The following is a 16,480-nucleotide window of genomic DNA, read 5'->3' as shown; positions in this document are numbered from 1 at the left end:
ATGACCAAGATGGAAATTCACACGCCCAAGGGCAACGAGCGGGCCGGTTACAAGGTCGACGTCGGCCGCGGCCAGCGCATTGGCCGCGTGTCGTCAGAATGGTTCAACCGGCCGGCGGACGAGCGCTACCTGTCGCTCGCCGACCTTTGGAACTCGGTGAAGGCCCGGTCGGAGCGCAGCAAGACCCGCATCGTCGAAAGTGAGCTAATCCGCGTCGAGGCCAGTCGCGACGATCCCCGAGCGCCTGAGGCTAATGCTGCCCGGTGCGCTTGCCCCGGTTGCCCCCACGCATTGGAGTTTTGGCCAACTCGCCGGCCTGGTCGGCGCACCAGCCGCCTATCTGCGGCAGCTTCCAGCCCCGCTCGCGGCGATCAACCTTCAGCACGGTCTGCTCAACCACCGAGCAGAGCAGGTGAAGACACTGGAAATCGACAATGGACGCCTCGAGTTGCGAGCCGTAACCGGTCCGGACTATGGCAGAATACTTGACTCAGAACTGATCGACGCCGTGCAGAGGATCGCTGGCAACGGCACCGGGGACACGCGCTGGAAGGTGCCGGAAGTCCTCGATTGGTCAACGGGAATTTTACCTGGCCGCCGGCGACGAGCTCGGCCGCCGTGCGATGGCCATAGTCGGCGATCGGTTCATTGCGATACCAGTAGATCGCCTTGTTGAAGTCGCCGGTGAGCTCCGTCGCGGCTGAAATTACATTCACCATCTCACGCATCCGACCCTGCAGTCGCTCCGATGATGGATGGGACAGATAGATACGTAATATCAGATACTTGCGGGAGGCCGTGTGCAAAAATCGCACACGAAAGTTCTGCTTCTCTTCTTTTTTCGTTCCCACGACAGAGCCGCCGAAAGCCCTTTTCGGACGTCCTTCTGCCGCCGATATTGACCGTTGCTGTGCGGATGTTCGCCGGGATATCCGTGAACCTCATCGTCCGCTGCGGCGCTCAGTTTGCTTGGGGTTCTTGGAACCGTTTCGAACTTTCTGCCTTGCGCCTCCGGTCGAATTGCGCGTGCTCGGTCCAGGAGGCAGCCGAAGTCGCCGGCATCCGCAAGCGCGTCAGCCCGCACACGCTGCGTCACAGCTTCGCCACCCACCTGCTTGAGCAGGATGTCGACATCCAGGTCCTGCTCGGGCACAGCAAGCTCGATACCACCGCGCTCTACACCAAGGTCTCGATCCGAACGATCCACGCGGTCGCAGGGCCGCTCGACTGGCTGATGGCGCCTGATGGAAGGCAAGACGCCGCCCGGCTGAACAGGTGCGCGCGCACCTGGAGGTTGCCGATTTCTTCCGTGCTGCCGGCCCCGGATACCGGGTCGCCCACGCAGGGCATCTGAGCCTGCAGCAGCTCAAGGTCATGTCGGCGATCGAACACTGCCGCACCATTGGGTGGTCATGTCGAAGCCTGCGAGGACTGCGGCCAATGGCGGATCGCCTACAACTCCTGCCGCAACACGGCGTCTATCGTGGGTACTTTCAGAACGACCCTCCTTACCGGGCACTGTAGCCGCCGTCGGCCATTAAGATATGCCCTGTCACGAATGACGCGTTCGGACCAGAAAGATAGACGATGGCATCGGCGATTTCCCTGGGCTCGGCCCAGCGGCCAATGGGATGGGCGCTCTTGATGGCGGCCTCGCCTGCGGCTGGATCGTCCAGGCCTTCAAGGTAGCGTGTCAGGAACGGCGTATTGATTGATCCTGCTCCCACAGCGTTCACCCGGATGCCTCGGGATGCATAATCTACGGCCATCTGTCGTACCAGCTGGAGCAGGGCGCCTTTGGCCGCGCAATAGGCTGCCTGTTCCGGCAAGCCGACGACGCTTGAAATGGATCCCGTCGCAACAATCGAACCGTGGCCACGCGCGAGCATCGAAGGCAGCGCGCGCCTCGACATCAGGAAGAAGGATTTGGCGTTCGCATTCATGACGGCGTCCCACTCATCCTCGCTGGTGTCGTGAGCGGACTTCGAAATGATGAAGCCGGCGTTGCTGACGAGCACGTCGACCGGGCCGAGCCGCTGCTCTGCCGTTGCGAATATTTTCTCGACGTCAGCAGCCTTGGTGACATCAGCGGCAACCGCTACGACATGATCGGGCGGGTCTCGTTCCAGGTCGGCGACGGCTGGGTTGAGATCTGTGGCGCATACCCTGGCACCGTTTTCGATGAAAAGTGAAACCGCAGCCCGGCCGACACCTCCCGCCGCCCCTGACACGACGACGGTTTTGCCCTCAAAGCTCCTGGTCATGATGGTTCTCCGATCGTTGATGTTGGACTAAATCGCAAGCGGGCCGGCCGGGAGAAGGGAAGCAACCTGTCTCGAGTATCAAGTGCCAGGAGCCGAAACCACGGATCAGCCCGACCCTAGTTCCTGTCACCGTCATATCCTCTCCTCGTTTTCAAGCGAGCCTCGCAAGCGCTTCTGCAAAGAAGTTCACGTCGCCGAAATTGCCGGATTTGAGTGCCATCATCAGGTCGCCTCCCGGATGTCCGATGGTGCGCAGCATCGGGACACCGGGCGCAAGTTCATCACCGACCTCGAACGAGCCGATCGCTAGCTTGTCCACCACGGCCCCCGAGGTCTCACCTCCCGCCACCACGAGTCGCCGAACGCCGGCGTCGACGAGCCCGATGGCGATTTCCGCCAAGGCGTTCTCGATCGCCTGCCCGGCCTCGTGCTTGCCGTGCTGCCGCTGGAGCGCTGCAACCGCATCGGGGCTGCCGGAGGACGCGATGAGCACTGGCCCAGCCGCAAGCTGCCGTCGAGCGAATTCAAGGGCCTCCTCGACGGCACCTCCGCCGGAGACAATGCGCTGCGCATCGAGGCGTAGCACCGGCATGTGTCTTTCGGCGGCATCGATCTGCTCCAGTGTCCGGGCGGAACAGCTGCCGGCAATGACCGCCGATCGGCCGCCGACAGCAGCAAGGTTAGCCATTGATCGCTGGGCTGGGCGTGCGGCCAGAGCGGCCCTTGCGAGTCCGTAGCCAAGTCCGGACGCACCCGTCGACACGGCGCCGTCGGACGCCAACTGACCGAGGACATCGAGATCGCTGTCCCAGATGGCGTCGGCGATGATCGATTTCCGCCGGCCAGGCATTGCGGCGATCTTCGCTCTGCAGCTTTCCAGGCCAAGCGCGACCGTCTGGCAGTCGAGACTGTGAACAGCGTGCTTGGATTGCCTTGCAAGAACACGCGTAAGATTGGCGTCATGCATCGGGTTCAAAGGGTGATCCCGCAAGGCGCTTTCGTTGAGCGGAACATCGTTGACGAACAGGTGCCCCTTGTAGACGGTGCGTCCGGTTTCCGGGAACGCTGGCGTAACCACGGTCCAGTCCTGTCCAGCCCGCTCCATTAAGGCATCGGTGACAGGACCGATATTGCCTGCATCGGTCGAATCGAAGGTCGAGCAGATCTTGTACATGACGTGGCGGGTGCCGATGCGCCGGAGGAACTCCCCGGCAGCGATCGCTCTTGCGACCGCATCGACAGCCGGAACGGAACGGATCTTCAGCGAGACCACAAGCGCATCAATCGTTTCGAACGGACGGCTATCGACCGGGATGCCTATGGTCTGGACGGTTCGAAGGCCGCATTTGCGCCACGTGTTCGCAAGGTCGGAGGCCCCGGTGTAGTCGTCGGCTATGGCTGCGAGAATGACCGTCACTGCCTGCGCCCCCTATACGGCGCAAACCAGCCAAGGCCGGCTTTCGTCGAGCCAGCGGGCTGATACTCGCAGCCGACGAAACCGGAATAATTGCTCGTCTCAAGCTGTTCGAAGAAGTGCCGATAGTTGATCGCCGGTATCCGGCTCGTGCCGTCCGGGCACCCCGGCGATCTGGACGTGCCCGATGAGCGGCTGCAGATGCCGGAAGCTCTCGGTGAGGTCACCATGCATGATCTGTCGATGGAACACGTCGAACTGAAGCCTGACGTTCGGGTGATCGAGTTCCTCAATAAATGCTGCAGCAAGCGCAAAGTCGTTCAGGAAATAACCGGGCATGCTGCGGCCGTTAATCGGTTCCAACAGAAGGTTCAGGCCTTGGGCGGCCAGCTTCGATCCGGCGAAGTCCACGGCACGCCTGTAGCTTCTCAACGCTTCTGCGTCTGACGGGTCCGCAAGGCCGGCCATCATGTGGAGGGAGCGCACGCCAGTCGCCTGGGCGTAGTCCAGCGCCTTGTCGACGCCTGACTGGAATTCCTCGAACCGATCCGGCAAGGCAGCGATGCCCCGTTCGCCCGCAGCCCAGTCTCCAGGAGGAAGATTAAACAACGCCAGTTCGAGTTCGCATGCCCTCAGTCGGCTGCCTACGGTTTCGGGTGCGAATTCATAGGGGAACAGGAATTCCACGGCTCCGAAGCCGGCTTCCGCGGCAGCCTCGAAGCGGTCAAGGAACGACCATTCCGTGAACATCATGGTGAGCTTGGCGGCGAAGCGGATCATGCGGCGAGATCGATCATGATGCCGCCTTGGCCGAGGGCAGCGACGCGCCGGATAGGGTGGCATAGGTGCGCGCAACCGAAGAATCGTCGTCACGTCCCATGCCTGCGCCCGAGGTCGCGAGATACATCTGGAGGGCAGCTGCAGCGAGCGGCACGGGGTAACGTTCGGCACGAGCCATGTCCTGGAGAATTCCCAGATCCTTGACGAATATTTCAACCGAACTCAGCGGCCTGTAGTCGCCATCGAGAATGTGCGGGACACGGTTCTCGAACATCCAGGAGTTTCCCGCGGACGCGGTTATGACCTCGTAGACAGTCGAGAGGTCCAAGCCGAGCTTGGATGCGAGCACCATGGCCTCGCATGCGGCCGCGATATGGATTCCTGCCAGATGCTGGTTGATCATTTTCACCGAAGCGCCGATGCCGGGTTCGTCGCCCAGGCGATAGACCTTCGCCGCGACCGCATCCAGGACATGCCGCGCCCGTGCGAAGGCATTCGGGCTGCCCGACGCCATGATCGTCAGGGCGCCGCTCGCAGCTTTTGCTGCGCCGCCCGAGATCGGGGCGTCGAGATAGAGGATGTCGCGCTCCGCGAGGCGCGTGGACAGGCGTCTCACCTCCGATGGCGCCATGGTCGCTGACGAAATGAATACCGAGCCCGGTGGCATCACAGGGAACACGCCGCCGTCGCCGAAAATCACCGCGTCGGTCTGCGCGCTGTTCACGACGACGCAGAGGACGACGCTCGCATTGGCAACAGCTTCGCTCGGTGATTGCGCTATCCCGCGCCGCTTGCAACCAGCTTTTCCGCAGCGGTCGCGGAGGGATCGTAGCCGACGACCGCGTGTCCGCGTCGCACAAGCGAACTCGCCATGCCAAACCCCATCGAGCCCAGCCCGATGACGGCGACGTTTGATTTTTCCGCGTTTTTGTCAGCAGACATGCGTATTCAACCTCTTGCTTTCAATCCGATCATAATGCAGATTATCTACAATCCGCAACGGGCGGCCGCCGCACTTTTTGAGATTTTCAGGTTGGCGTCCGTGGGTAGGCTCAGTGCGTTGGCTTCGTGCCATGCGCCTAGAATCTCGGGTGACAGGGATGCGAGAGACGAAACTCCGTGAACAGATTGTCCGCTTCGGCAGGTCGCTGTTCGATCGCGGACTCACCCCCGGTTCCTCGGGAAATATCTCTGTTCAGCTCGACGAAGGCGGCTGGCTTGTGACCCCGACAAACACGTCGCTCGGATTTCTGGATCCGGCGTCCATTTCCCGCCTTGACGCAAATGGCAATCTGGTTTCGGGCGACAAGCCGACGAAGGAGATCCCCCTGCATTCCGCGCTCTACGACACAGTCAAAGGATCTCGGGCTGTCGTGCATCTGCATTCGACGCATTCGGTCGCCGTCACGATGCTTCCCGAAATCGATCCGAAGTCGGTGCTGCCGCCGATGACGCCGTACTATCTCATGCGCGCTGGCCGAACTGCGCTGGTGCCGTATTTCAGGCCGGGCGATCCGGCGGTCGCCCGGGCCATCAGGGGATTGGCCGGCAAATATTCATCGGTCCTGCTGGCCAACCATGGGCCGGTGGTGACTGGCAAGGACCTCGAGGGCGCTGTCTTCGCGATCGAGGAACTCGAGGAAACAGCAAAGCTGTACCTTCTGCTGCGTGGTCTCAACCCGCGATATCTATCTGCGGAGCAAGTCGAGGATCTGGCTAGGCAATTCCCGCTCCCGGGCCCGGACGAAGCGCACGACCACCACTAAACAAGGCAGTTTCGTCTGGAGCGGGGTGGCCCAAAAACACATTGACAGATTGTAGACAATCTGCAATTTTGAGGCTGGGAACAAGGAAGCAAATAATGCTCTCGCAGGACCTGAGTACCGAGCATTTCCGGCAATCGATGCGGCGCGTGGCGTCCACGGTCTGCGTGATCTCGTGCCGGCACGACGGACGCCGATATGGCATCACCGTCACGTCGGTCACGCCGCTCAGCTTCGCTCCCATTTCGATCCTTGCCTGCGTCAACCGCAACTCGTCGATCAACATGCCTCTCAAGGAAGAGGGGCATTACTGCATCAACGTGCTTCGAGCCTCACAGGCCGACATCTCCAACTCTTTCAGTGGCGGACGGCCAGCCGAGACGCGATTCGACATCGGCGAGTGGACCGAAAAGGAAGGCGTCCCATACCTGCCAAGCGCGCAGGCGAACCTGTTCTGCGAGATGGATCGGGCGATCTCCTATGCTACGCACGACATCATCATCGGGCGGGTCGAAGGGGTGGCATTCGCCTCCGATGTTGACCCGCTGATCTATCAGAACGGCGCCTACGCGCTGACTTCACCCATGGGCCTGCAGAAGGCTGGATAGGACTGTTTGCCAACGTCGACAGCCGTCGCCGAGGGATCTTAGGAGCAAATGAATGCAGCTTGGTCTTTTTAACCTGATGACGCTTCGCGATCATCCCGACGGCGCACAGGGCGTGATGCGCGACACGCGCAAGATGGTGGAGACCGCCGATGAGCTTGGCTTCGACATTGCGTGGTTCGCCGAGCATCACTTCGCCAATTATTCGAGCTCTCCGTCGCCGCTGATGATGTGCTCCTTCGCGGCCGGCTGGACCAAAAAGATCAAGCTTGGCCCGGGCGTTATCGTGCTGCCGCTCTACAATCCGCTTCGTCTCGCCCAGGAGATCGCGGTCGCCGATACACAGACCGAAGGCCGCCTCGTCATCGGCCTGGGTACCGGCTATCAGCGTTATGAGTTCGATCGCTACAATGTCGTGCTGGACCACAGGGTCGACGTTTTCCTTGAGTATTGGGACGTCATCGAAAAGGCGCTCGTCGATGGCGAGGTCGAGTACAACGGAAAGTATATTTCTCTCCCCAAGACCAGCTTCGCGATCAGCACCCAGCAGAAGCCTCTTCCGCCGATCTTTGTGACGTCGTCACACCCCAAGCTCCTCGATCGCTTCAAGAAATGGAAGGCGGTCCCGTTCCTCGCAGCCAGCACGCTTGGATCGCCAGTGCTCTACAAGATGGTCGACGGGCTCAACGACGCCTGGACGTCCATCGGCGAGCAGCCTTCGATCAAGCCCTTGGCGATCATGCAGTACCTGGCCATAACCGACAGCCGCAGCGAGGCATTGGCCGTGGCGGAGCGGGCCCGGTACGTGGGGCGCATGGCGAATTATCTGCGCCAGGCCTCACCGCCGCTGGACGACAACGGCTACATCAGCAACCAGGCGTACGAAGGCGAGTACACGCTCGACCAATATGCAGACAACATGGTGGTGGGCGATCCGCACACCGTTGCCGAGAAGATGGTCGCGGACATCAAACGTCTCAATCCAAGCAACTACACCTGCAACTTCTCCTTCGGCTGCATGCCAATCGAGTTGGCGCATCGCTCTATCGTTCGGTTCAAGAACGAAGTCGTGCCGCTGATCGAGAAGGAAGTGGGACCTATCGAAGCTCTCGGCGTGACACCCGGGTTGGCGAGAAAGGCGAGTTGAGCGGCCTCACAAATGCTCAACCAACAAAAAACTAGTGTGCAATACAAGAAAGGGGAATGAAATGAAAACGATTGTAAAGGCTCTGCTGGCGACAGCGGTCGCCACGTTCACGCTTGCCGCTCAGGCGCAAGCCGACTCGGCCCTCGACACGATCATCAAGAACAAAAAGCTGCGTTGTGGCATCATGCTGGACAGTCCGCCTGCCGGCTTCCGGGACTCAAACAACGAGCCCGACGGCTATGACGTGACGTACTGTAAGGACATGGCAAAGGCGCTCGGCGCAGAGCCGGAAATCGTCGAGACGCCTTCGCCGGATCGTATCCCGGCGCTGGTTTCGAACCGCATCGACGTCCTTATCGCCTCGACTACGCCGACCCCGGCACGTGCGCTGACCGTGGCGTTCACCCAGCCTTACACCAACAACGTCATGGCAGTTGTGACCCGCAAGGACACCGGCATCGCCAAATACTCCGACCTGGCATCCAAGAAGCTTGGTGGTGTCGTTGGCACCACGCCTGAGCAACTCTTCAAGGATGAGATGGGCAAGGGCTGGGAGGGTACGGGTGCGACCTACACCGGCTTTGCGAGTGATGCGGAAACCTTCCTGGCTCTGCAGCAGGGCAAGATCGACGCCATCGTGATCAATGTCGCCGTCTTCAACTCGCTATCGCAAAGTGGTCAGTTCCCGGAGTTCGTGATGGCCGGACTTGCCCCTCTCGCCGACTTCGGGTCGATTGCCGTCAAACGAGACGACCAACAATTCCTAAACTGGGCGCGGGTTTTCGTGTTCACTCAGGTGTCAAATGGCCGCTGGGCCGAGGTCTATCACAAGTACTACGGGGATGGTCCGTTGCCGCCGCTGACAGCTGAAGGCATCAACTTCTAACCATAGGGCCCGTGCCGGCAGGAAAACCCTGCCGGCATGAGCATGGGATGATTGGCATGAATGGCTATCAGTTCTACTGGTCCATCGTCTGGGATTCACTGCCCCTGCTGCTGGCCGGCGCCTGGGTGACGATCCAGATCACCATTCTGGCCTTCATTGTCGGCACGCTCATTGCGATGCCCATGGCTGTCGCGCGCCAGCAGGGCGAGGGATGGGCCTACCGCTTTTCGACCTGGTGGGTGGAGCTGTCGCGCAACACGCCTGCTGTCTTTCAGCTCTATCTCTTTTATTTCGGGCTGGGCGCCTTCCACATCAACATCCCCAGCTACGCGGCCGTCCTCATCTCCGTTTCCTTCAACAACGCCGGATACATGACTGAAATCTTCAGGGGTGGCCTCAACGCCATCCCGCGACAGCAGCTGTCGGCTTCGCGCTCACTCGGCATGACCAGCCCGCAGAGCTTCATCCATGTGATCTTTCCGCAGATGTTCAAGGTGATCTTCCTCGCCTATGTCACTCAAGGCATCTGGGGAATGCTGAACACCTCGCTTGGCATGTTGGTCGGACTGCAGGAGCTCTCGGGCGCCACGCAGTACGCGCAGTCCGCATCCTTCCGGACATTCGAGTTCTTTCTGGTCACGGCGCTGATCTATTACATCATCGCTAAAGGGCTGCAGTTCTCCTCGCAACTGGCCTTTCGGCTCATCTACAGGAGCTAGGCGTGCAGTTTCAGTTCGCAAACCAAGGGCTCGCCTGGTCGGATGCTTATTTCCTGGCGGAGGGCCTGCTCAACACGGTCAGGCTGGCCGCTGCAGCAACCCTTGTCGGCACCCTTGGCGGGATCGTCCTTGGCTGGTTGCGCACCGTGTCCATGACCGTGAGGATCGCCACGGCCCCCTTCGTCGACATCATACGCAGCGTGCCGATGATCATCCAACTGATCCTCGCCAACAGCTTCCTATCGATCCTGGGGTTCGGCGCTTCGCCCTTTTGGTTCGGTACCGTCGCGCTTGGCGCCTGGATGTCGGCAGTAACTGCCGAGGTGGTCCGGGCGAGCCTGCTCTCAGTCCCGGTTCAATACCGTAAGAGCGCTCGCTCGCTCGGCATGAACGGCTATCAGGAGCTCTTGTACATATCTTTGCCCCTGGCATTCAGGACGGGATTGGCTCCGTGGATCGGGCTCGTCCTCAGCCTGATCAAGGACAGCGCTCTCGCAGGCGTGGTCGGCTACATCGAATATATGCGTTCCACCCAGATACTCATCACCAGGACACATGAGACCTGGCTGCTGCTGATGGGTGCGGGACTTTTCTATTTCCTTATCTGCTATCCTGTTTCCCGGTACAGCCGGCACCTCGAAAGAAAGGTCCGCGTATGATCCGCATCAGCAACGTCCAGAAGGCCTTCGGATCGGTGATCGTGCTCAAGGGCATCGATCTCACGGTCGAAAAGGGCGAACTCGTCTGCCTGATCGGGGCGAGCGGGTCGGGAAAATCGACGCTCCTGCAATGCATCAACGGGCTCGAACCGATCCAGGGTGGCGAGATCCTCGTAGACGGCATCAGCGTCCACGATCGGAAGACGGATATCAACAAGCTGCGCAGCAAGCTGGGCATCGTGTTCCAGCAGTACAACGCCTTCCCGCACCTCACGGCGCTGGAAAATGTCGCGCTGGCACCCCGGGTGGTCACAAAGCGCAGCCGCGCGGAGGCGCGTGCACTTGCGCAGAAGCACCTCGAGCATGTGGGGCTCGGCGACAAGGGCGACAGCTTGCCGTCTCAGCTCTCAGGCGGGCAGCAGCAGCGTCTCGCCATCGCCCGAGCGCTTGCGATGGAGCCGAGCTATATGCTCTTCGACGAGGTCACTTCCGCCCTGGATCCCGAACTTGTCGGCGAAGTGCTTGAGACCATGCGTCTCCTGAAGAGCGAAGGCATGACGATGGTGGTTGTCACGCACGATATCAATTTCGCTCGGGAATCGGCGGACCGCGTGGCCTTTCTCTGCCAGGGCGAAGTCTGCGAAATCGGCACGGCCGAAGAGGTGATCGACAATCCCCGCAAAGAACAGACACAGAAGTTCCTGCGGCGCGAGAATCGCAAGCCCCTTGAAATCGTCAGAAGCTCAGTCGCCTAGCGAATTCCATCCAAACGCAGCATCGAAGGGTAACTCATGATCTCGTTCAATCTCACGGGAAAGGCGGCGCTCGTCACCGGGGGTGCGTCGGGCATCGGCCTCGAAACCGCGCGCATGATGGCCAAGGCCGGCGCCAAGGTCGCAATCAACTATCTGCCGGCGGACCAGCGGGGCGAGGCGGCTGTCGTTGAATTACAAAAGGAGGGGCTCGACGTCATGGGTGCTCCAGGCGATGTCGGCGATGCCGGGCAGGCCAAGGCAATGGTGCTCGATGCGGTGGCAAAGCTCGGCCGTCTCGATCTGCTTGTCAACAACGCGGGAATACCTGGCGTGAAGGTCCCGGTGCCGATCAACGACCTGGACAGCATAACGGAGGAGCTTTGGGCAAATCTGCTCAACGTCAACCTTATGAGCGTTTTCAGGTGCTCGAAGGCCGCGGCGCCTGCTCTCAAGCTGGCCAAAGGTTCTATCGTGAACACCGCTTCCATCGCCGGCTTCGGCGCCGTGGCCAGCACCATCGCCTATAGCGGCTCCAAGGCCGCCGTCATCAACCTGACGAAGAACCTGGCGCGTGCGCTCGCGCCCGATGTGCGCGTCAACGCGGTGGCGCCCGGCGTCGTCGAAAGTTCGTGGGCGATTGAATGGTCGGAGGAGCGTCGCCAGAGCACCCTCGCCAGCACACCTCTGAAGAAAGTCTGCACCACGGCGGATGTCGCGGAGCTTATCGTCTTCCTCGGTTTCGCCGGCGCGCTGATCACCGGTCAGACGGTGGCGATCGACGGCGGCATCTCGATCTGATCAGCAATGGAGAACGGCATGGAACTCGTGAAGCTAAAGTCCGGCAGCATCCTAGAAGAGAAGGAAGGCTATTCGCGGATCGTCGCCCTCGACAACTGGATCTTCATGTCCCTGACCGCAGGACGCGACTACAAGACCCGTGTGATGCCTGAGACGGCCGTCGAGCAGGCAAGGCAAGCGATGAAGAACGTCGAAGGCGCGCTTGAGGCGGTCGGCAGCAGCCTTGCGGATGTTGTGCGGCGACGCATCTTCATTCCGCGCCAGGAAGACGTCCCGGAAGTCATGGCCTATATGGGCGAGAAGTTCCGGGACATCTCTCCGGCAAGCTGCGTCAGCTGTGGTCCGTTGGGCGGACCTGAGTATCTCTTCGAAATAGAGCTCACTGCGTATCGTGGTGCTGGCGCCCTTCCGACGAAGAACCTGGCGGTCTCGCTCTAACGGCAAGTCAGGCGGGACAGAACGTTTTCCACTTATTCCGTAAGGATAGCTTAGTGGCAGGCTTCTCATTAGATTATCGCATTCGTATATAGTCTACATTCCGAATGCCTGTGCAGCCGATCTCCTGCGGTCGCCTTATGAGGATCTTGATGCGACACGCAAATGAAACAGGCGCCATTCTGGCTCCCATGACGCAGATGGAAAGCACGCAGTTCGCTGCGGAGCAAATCCGGAACGCGATCATTGCCGGCCACTTCAAGCCCGGCGACCGGCTCGTCGAGCAACAGCTTACCGACATGTTGAACGTCTCCCGGCATCCGGTCCGGGAAGCATTGCGCCTGCTAGCTCGCGAGGGGTTCGTCGAGATCAAGCGGAACAAGGGAGCATCTGTCAGGGCGGTGGACGCAGACAGCGTCATCGAAGTCTACAATATCCGGATGGCCCTGGGAAAAATTGCCCTGGACCATCTGCTCGCGGAACCAGGTCGCCTGGCTTCGGCTGACCTCAAGCGTCTCGAAAAATTGGCTGAGAATGCCGTCAAGTTTGCTAACCTCGATAGCCAGGTCGAGACCGTTCGCAACGATCTTGAGTTCCAGCAAGCGATCATTGACGCGACGGGATTGCAGCGGACCATCCGCTACTTTTCCGAGCTAACCGCAGATGTGAGGCGCTTCAACCATCAGTTGGGCGTTGTCTATACAGACCGAAAGGGCGACGCCGAGAAGTATGTCGTCAAGCTACTCGAAAGCTTGCGGGACGGAGATCTCCGCACTGCGCATGAGATCTGGCAAGCCAAGTTCTCGAAGGCTCTCGAGCGCTACCTTTCGCTGATTGCCGACAGTGAATCAGATGGGGCGAGCCGCAACAGTGTGAAAGCCAGTCGACCCTCACGTCGGTAGCAAGGCACGGCCTCGCACGAAGCATCTTCGCGCGTTGATCGTCCTCCGGATTTCGGCAGTTAGGTGATGATGCAGCGCGGGCTCAATCGCGGCCATGGGCGTCGAGCCAGGCAGACCTGCCAATTTCCATCTCAACTGCACGCGCTTTTGCCTAAACAATGTTGCTACTGATTTCACTAGCAGAATCGACGCAGACGCGTCATTGTGCAATGAATATTGCGAAAGAGTGCAGCATGAAACCGACCGCTGAAGCGCCGCGTGACTATGAAGAGCTGATCCGGCTCATCCACGATCGCTATGATGAAATGAGCAAATCCTACCAGAAGATCGCGCTCTATCTCACCCAGAATCCTAACGACGTCGCTGTCAGGTCGGTGAATGCGATTGGGGATAGCAGCGGAGTGCATGCCTCTAGCTTCGTGCGCTTTGCGCAGGCGCTCGGTTATGAAGGCTTCAACGAACTCCAGTCCCGCTTTCAGAAGCGTCTGTCGACCGCGGCGCCCGGCTTCGAGGCTCGTATCAAGGCGCTGGAAGGCGAATTGGGAGCGCGAACAGATCGCAGCGAAGTCGGATTCATGCGCGACCTCGTGGTCCGCGACATCGCCTCGCTGCAGGACATGCTGACGCAAATACCGCCCGAGGACCTGGCCAAGGCCGTGACCCTTCTCGAAAAGGCCGACGCGATCTACCTGATCGGGCAGCTGCGGTCGACGCCTGTGGTCGAACTTCTCCGCTATATTTTGACCATGTTGGGCAAACGTTGCGTGCTGCTTGATCCCGGCGGCGGACTCGCCACGCATATGGCGCGCATGATCCGCAAGACCGATGTCTTGTTTGCCGTGTCTTTTCGGTTTTACGCCAATGAAGTCGTCAACGTTGTGGAGGAGGCCGCGCGCAGCGAAGTTCCGATCATTGCCATTTCCGACAGCACGCTGTCTCCGCTGGCCAAGAACGCCAGTGTTCTCTTCGCCGTGCCGGAGCATGAATATACCTTTTCCCGTTCGCTTGCCGCCCCAATGTGCCTTGCCCAGGCGCTGACGGTTGCACTCGCGGCGCGACTGCAGAACAACGCTGTCAGTCCGCGCATACCAACCGTCACCGGGCAGTAGCGGTTCCCCAACAATAACCCGGGCGTTCCGCGTCCTTGGCATTCCGGTTGCGAACCAAGCGCGCCAGGTGCACTCGAGTCCGCAGATCGCAATAGAAATTGCGCACTCTGCACGATGCAACAATTTCATTGTCAAATCGTTGACACATCGTTCATTGCGGGATATTTATATCTTGCAATTTTCGTTGCAGCCTATCCTTCACCCGGTTCGGGAGTGTCCCGCGCTGTCGTGAAGGAGGGGGCGAACTGAGTGTTCCATGGGAGGAAACTATGAAGCGACTTCTGACTGCATTTCTGACGGCAACCGCTATGGCGAGCGCCTTGGCGGCGGCACATGCTCAAGATGCCAAGAAAGTGTTCTTTCTGCTGCCGAATACCACGACGATTCGCTTCACAAGCCGGGACGCGCCGTTCTTTGTCGCGGCGATGAAGGAGAAGGCGCCGAACGCTGAGGTGACCGTGCAGAATGGCGAAGGGGATCCGGCGCGGCAGCAGCGGCTGGTCGAAGACGCCATCACCCAGGGCGCCAGCGTGATCGTGCTTGCGGCGACGGACGCAAACCTCGCCGCCGGCAGTCTTAAGGCGGCAGCCGATGCGAAGGTGCCGGTGGTCCTTTATGATCACGACGCGGTCGGCGGCAAGGCCGAAGCACACGTCGTCTTCGACTCGCTGTCAGTTGGACAAGCGCAAGGCAAGCGCGCCGCCGAGCTGATCAGCGCCATGAAGAAGTCGCCGGTCAAGGTTGCGCGCGTGAAGGGCAATGAGGGCGAGTACGGTACAGGCCAGTATGAAAAGGGCCAGAACGAATTCCTTCAGCCGTTGATCGATTCGGGCAAGGTGAAGGTCGTCTGCGAGCAGTACACGCAGAACTGGGATCCGGCGCTGGCGCAATCCTTCGCCGAAGACTGCCTGACCCGCAATGGCGGCGATGTCGATGTCTTCCTCGGCATGAACGATGGCACCACCGGCGGCTCGGTTGCCGCTCTGATCAGCCAGGGGGCCAAGCCTGGCGACAAGCTGGTGACCGGCGGTCAGGACGCGACCGTCGAGGCGTTGCGCTACGTCGCGCAGGGATGGCAGGACAACTCCGTGCTCAAGGATCTCAAGGTTGAAGCGACCTATGCGGCGGACGTCGTGGCTTCGATCCTGGATGGCAAGGGAGTGCCAAAGGATCTGATCAATGGCAAGGTGAACAACAAGTTCATGGATGTGCCGGCTGTCTTCCTGCCGGTCAAGAACATCACCCTGGACAATCTCTCGGACGTCGTCACCGCCGGCGTCTGGACCTGGCCAGAAATCTGCAAGGGCATCGAAGACACTGAAGTCTGCAAGAAGAACAACAAATAATGTGATCGAACTGGAGGGCAGCGGCGCTCGCTGTCCTCCGGCTACTTGATGGGAGGAGCCTGATGGTCGAAGCGGCAGCAACCCGCGGCGGCGCCGATGTTCATGCGGCGTATCAATCCACGCCGCTTATTTCGATGCGCAACATCCGTAAATCGTTCGGGTCGGTCCATGCCCTTCAAGGCGCTTCGGTGGACGTCCACGCCGGCGAGGTGGTCGCGCTGGTCGGCGACAACGGCGCCGGCAAGTCAACGCTCGTCAAGATCATGGCCGGTGTGTTCGGGTTCGACGCCGGTGAGTACAGCATCGAGGGCCAACCGGCGAAGATCGCCAGCCCAGCTGACGCCACCGCCCTTGGGATCCAGACCGTTTATCAGGATCTCGCGCTCTGCAACAATCTGGACGCCGTGCAGAACCTGTTTCTCGGGCGGGAGCTGACTGGTCCGACATGGTTCGGCCGGCGGATCCGTCGCGCCGAATGCGAAGTTCGTGCCCGCGAGGTGCTGACGCGCATGCGACTTGGCCAGCTGTCACTGACGCGCCCTGTCGGAGCAATGTCTGGCGGTCAGCGACAGAACATAGCCATCGCACGTTCCATCCTGTGGACGCCGAAGGTCGTCATATTCGACGAGCCGACAGCCGCACTCAGCCATTCCGCGGCCGAACAGGTCTCGGCCCTGGTCCGCACGTTGGCCAACGATGGGCTCGGCATTGTCGTGGTCAGCCACGACATCCACAATTTCGTCGTCAACGCCACTGACCGCATCGAGGTCATGCGCCTGGGCGCGAATGTCGCGAGTTTCAAATCGAGCGAAGTGACAGGCGAGCAAGTGGTCAACGCGATGGTCGGTGGCAACGAGGCAGTCAACCTCGCTGGCTGAGCTCTGTCGGACAAAAAGTG

Annotated in this window: 15 protein-coding genes and 6 pseudogenes; 16 read left to right on the top strand and 5 right to left on the bottom strand. The window is 60.3% G+C overall.

Annotation, left to right across the window (positions count from 1 at the left end; translation table 11 throughout):
• Nucleotides 1-586 (top strand): annotated as a pseudogene (locus NKJ90_RS23955) (hypothetical protein); the annotation flags it as partial.
• Here the strand turns inward: NKJ90_RS23955 and NKJ90_RS33585 are convergent.
• Nucleotides 585-764 (bottom strand): annotated as a pseudogene (locus NKJ90_RS33585) (hypothetical protein); the annotation flags it as partial. The pseudogenes NKJ90_RS23955 and NKJ90_RS33585 overlap by 2 nt on opposite strands.
• Before the next feature lie 266 nt (nt 765-1,030).
• On the opposite strand from NKJ90_RS33585, the pseudogene NKJ90_RS23950 reads away from it, so the two are divergent.
• Both NKJ90_RS23950 and NKJ90_RS23945 read left to right on the top strand, forming a co-directional pair.
• A pseudogene (locus NKJ90_RS23950) lies at nt 1,031-1,271 on the top strand (tyrosine-type recombinase/integrase); the annotation flags it as partial.
• 4 nt (nt 1,272-1,275) lie between these two features.
• Nucleotides 1,276-1,471: pseudogene (locus NKJ90_RS23945) on the top strand (transposase zinc-binding domain-containing protein); the annotation flags it as partial.
• Nucleotides 1,472-1,508: 37 nt separating this feature from the next.
• On the opposite strand, the gene NKJ90_RS23940 reads toward NKJ90_RS23945, so the two are convergent.
• The 4 genes and pseudogenes from NKJ90_RS23940 to ltnD form a co-directional block, all read right to left on the bottom strand.
• Nucleotides 1,509-2,264 (bottom strand): SDR family NAD(P)-dependent oxidoreductase, encoded by a 756-nt coding sequence (locus tag NKJ90_RS23940; RefSeq protein ID WP_352486980.1) that lies wholly within the window; start codon nt 2,262-2,264, stop codon nt 1,509-1,511.
• 151 nt (nt 2,265-2,415) lie between these two features.
• A complete protein-coding gene (gene otnK / locus NKJ90_RS23935; RefSeq protein WP_352486978.1) occupies nt 2,416-3,681 on the bottom strand; it encodes a 3-oxo-tetronate kinase in 1,266 nt (421 codons plus the stop codon).
• Nucleotides 3,678-4,458 (bottom strand): annotated as a pseudogene (gene otnI, locus NKJ90_RS23930) (2-oxo-tetronate isomerase). The gene otnK and the pseudogene otnI overlap by 4 nt, the downstream one beginning before the upstream one ends.
• Before the next feature lie 13 nt (nt 4,459-4,471).
• Nucleotides 4,472-5,400 (bottom strand): annotated as a pseudogene (ltnD, locus tag NKJ90_RS23925) (L-threonate dehydrogenase).
• A 158-nt stretch (nt 5,401-5,558) separates the two neighbouring features.
• Here ltnD and otnC point away from each other — a divergent pair.
• The 13 genes from otnC (at nt 5,559) to NKJ90_RS23860 (ending at nt 16,460) form a co-directional block, all read left to right on the top strand.
• Nucleotides 5,559-6,224, top strand: a complete 666-nt coding sequence (otnC, locus tag NKJ90_RS23920; protein ID WP_352486976.1) for a 3-oxo-tetronate 4-phosphate decarboxylase — start codon at nt 5,559-5,561, stop codon at nt 6,222-6,224.
• Between the two features lie 95 nt (nt 6,225-6,319).
• The gene (locus tag NKJ90_RS23915) at nt 6,320-6,829 is read left to right on the top strand and encodes a flavin reductase family protein (RefSeq protein WP_352486974.1); all 510 of its coding nucleotides are present in this window, start codon (nt 6,320-6,322) and stop codon (nt 6,827-6,829) included.
• A gap of 52 nt (nt 6,830-6,881) precedes the next feature.
• Entirely contained in the window at nt 6,882-7,973 is a 1,092-nt protein-coding gene (locus tag NKJ90_RS23910; RefSeq protein ID WP_352486972.1) for an LLM class flavin-dependent oxidoreductase, read from the top strand.
• Between the two features lie 61 nt (nt 7,974-8,034).
• Nucleotides 8,035-8,859: an ABC transporter substrate-binding protein gene (locus tag NKJ90_RS23905; protein ID WP_352486970.1), complete on the top strand. Its 825-nt coding sequence runs from the start codon at nt 8,035-8,037 to the stop codon at nt 8,857-8,859.
• Between the two features lie 56 nt (nt 8,860-8,915).
• On the top strand, nt 8,916-9,578 hold the full coding sequence (locus NKJ90_RS23900) for an amino acid ABC transporter permease (RefSeq protein WP_352486969.1): 663 nt from the start codon (nt 8,916-8,918) through the stop codon (nt 9,576-9,578).
• Nucleotides 9,579-9,580: 2 nt separating this feature from the next.
• Entirely contained in the window at nt 9,581-10,237 is a 657-nt protein-coding gene (locus NKJ90_RS23895) for an amino acid ABC transporter permease (protein WP_352486968.1), read from the top strand.
• On the top strand, nt 10,234-10,992 hold the full coding sequence (locus tag NKJ90_RS23890) for an amino acid ABC transporter ATP-binding protein (protein ID WP_352486967.1): 759 nt from the start codon (nt 10,234-10,236) through the stop codon (nt 10,990-10,992). The genes NKJ90_RS23895 and NKJ90_RS23890 overlap by 4 nt, the downstream gene beginning before the upstream one ends.
• Nucleotides 10,993-11,028: 36 nt before the next feature.
• On the top strand, nt 11,029-11,790 hold the full coding sequence (locus NKJ90_RS23885) for an SDR family NAD(P)-dependent oxidoreductase (RefSeq protein WP_352486965.1): 762 nt from the start codon (nt 11,029-11,031) through the stop codon (nt 11,788-11,790).
• Between the two features lie 18 nt (nt 11,791-11,808).
• Nucleotides 11,809-12,228: a RidA family protein gene (locus NKJ90_RS23880; RefSeq protein ID WP_352486964.1), complete on the top strand. Its 420-nt coding sequence runs from the start codon at nt 11,809-11,811 to the stop codon at nt 12,226-12,228.
• A gap of 149 nt (nt 12,229-12,377) precedes the next feature.
• Nucleotides 12,378-13,127 (top strand): GntR family transcriptional regulator, encoded by a 750-nt coding sequence (locus NKJ90_RS23875; RefSeq protein ID WP_352486963.1) that lies wholly within the window; start codon nt 12,378-12,380, stop codon nt 13,125-13,127.
• 158 nt (nt 13,128-13,285) lie between these two features.
• Nucleotides 13,286-14,236, top strand: coding sequence for a MurR/RpiR family transcriptional regulator (locus tag NKJ90_RS23870; RefSeq protein ID WP_352486961.1), 951 nt, complete (start codon nt 13,286-13,288; stop codon nt 14,234-14,236).
• Between the two features lie 269 nt (nt 14,237-14,505).
• Nucleotides 14,506-15,582, top strand: a complete 1,077-nt coding sequence (locus NKJ90_RS23865; protein ID WP_352486960.1) for an ABC transporter substrate-binding protein — start codon at nt 14,506-14,508, stop codon at nt 15,580-15,582.
• A gap of 62 nt (nt 15,583-15,644) precedes the next feature.
• Nucleotides 15,645-16,460: an ATP-binding cassette domain-containing protein gene (locus NKJ90_RS23860; RefSeq protein WP_352486959.1), complete on the top strand. Its 816-nt coding sequence runs from the start codon at nt 15,645-15,647 to the stop codon at nt 16,458-16,460.
• The last annotated feature ends 20 nt before the right edge of the window (nt 16,461-16,480 follow it).

Origin of the sequence: Mesorhizobium sp. M0051 (genome assembly GCF_040323235.1) — a bacterium.
GTDB lineage: Bacteria > Pseudomonadota > Alphaproteobacteria > Rhizobiales > Rhizobiaceae > Mesorhizobium.
Note: the sequence above shows the minus strand (reverse complement) of the source record. Positions and strands in the feature narration are given on the sequence as shown.

Excerpts from the sequence above, each read along its gene's own strand:
- NKJ90_RS23905 (WP_352486970.1), top strand. The coding sequence starts at position 8,035 with ATGAAAACGATTGTAAAGGCTCTGCTGGCGACAGCGGTCGCCACGTTC.
- NKJ90_RS23880 (WP_352486964.1), top strand. The coding sequence starts at position 11,809 with ATGGAACTCGTGAAGCTAAAGTCCGGCAGCATCCTAGAAGAGAAGGAA.
- NKJ90_RS23910 (WP_352486972.1), top strand. The coding sequence starts at position 6,882 with ATGCAGCTTGGTCTTTTTAACCTGATGACGCTTCGCGATCATCCCGAC.
- NKJ90_RS23915 (WP_352486974.1), top strand. The coding sequence starts at position 6,320 with ATGCTCTCGCAGGACCTGAGTACCGAGCATTTCCGGCAATCGATGCGG.
- NKJ90_RS23870 (WP_352486961.1), top strand. The coding sequence starts at position 13,286 with ATGTTGCTACTGATTTCACTAGCAGAATCGACGCAGACGCGTCATTGT.
- NKJ90_RS23940 (WP_352486980.1), bottom strand. The coding sequence starts at position 2,264 with ATGACCAGGAGCTTTGAGGGCAAAACCGTCGTCGTGTCAGGGGCGGCG.
- NKJ90_RS23885 (WP_352486965.1), top strand. The coding sequence starts at position 11,029 with ATGATCTCGTTCAATCTCACGGGAAAGGCGGCGCTCGTCACCGGGGGT.
- NKJ90_RS23865 (WP_352486960.1), top strand. The coding sequence starts at position 14,506 with ATGAAGCGACTTCTGACTGCATTTCTGACGGCAACCGCTATGGCGAGC.
- NKJ90_RS23860 (WP_352486959.1), top strand. The coding sequence starts at position 15,645 with ATGGTCGAAGCGGCAGCAACCCGCGGCGGCGCCGATGTTCATGCGGCG.
- NKJ90_RS23900 (WP_352486969.1), top strand. The coding sequence starts at position 8,916 with ATGAATGGCTATCAGTTCTACTGGTCCATCGTCTGGGATTCACTGCCC.
- NKJ90_RS23890 (WP_352486967.1), top strand. The coding sequence starts at position 10,234 with ATGATCCGCATCAGCAACGTCCAGAAGGCCTTCGGATCGGTGATCGTG.
- NKJ90_RS23875 (WP_352486963.1), top strand. The coding sequence starts at position 12,378 with ATGCGACACGCAAATGAAACAGGCGCCATTCTGGCTCCCATGACGCAG.
- otnC (WP_352486976.1), top strand. The coding sequence starts at position 5,559 with ATGCGAGAGACGAAACTCCGTGAACAGATTGTCCGCTTCGGCAGGTCG.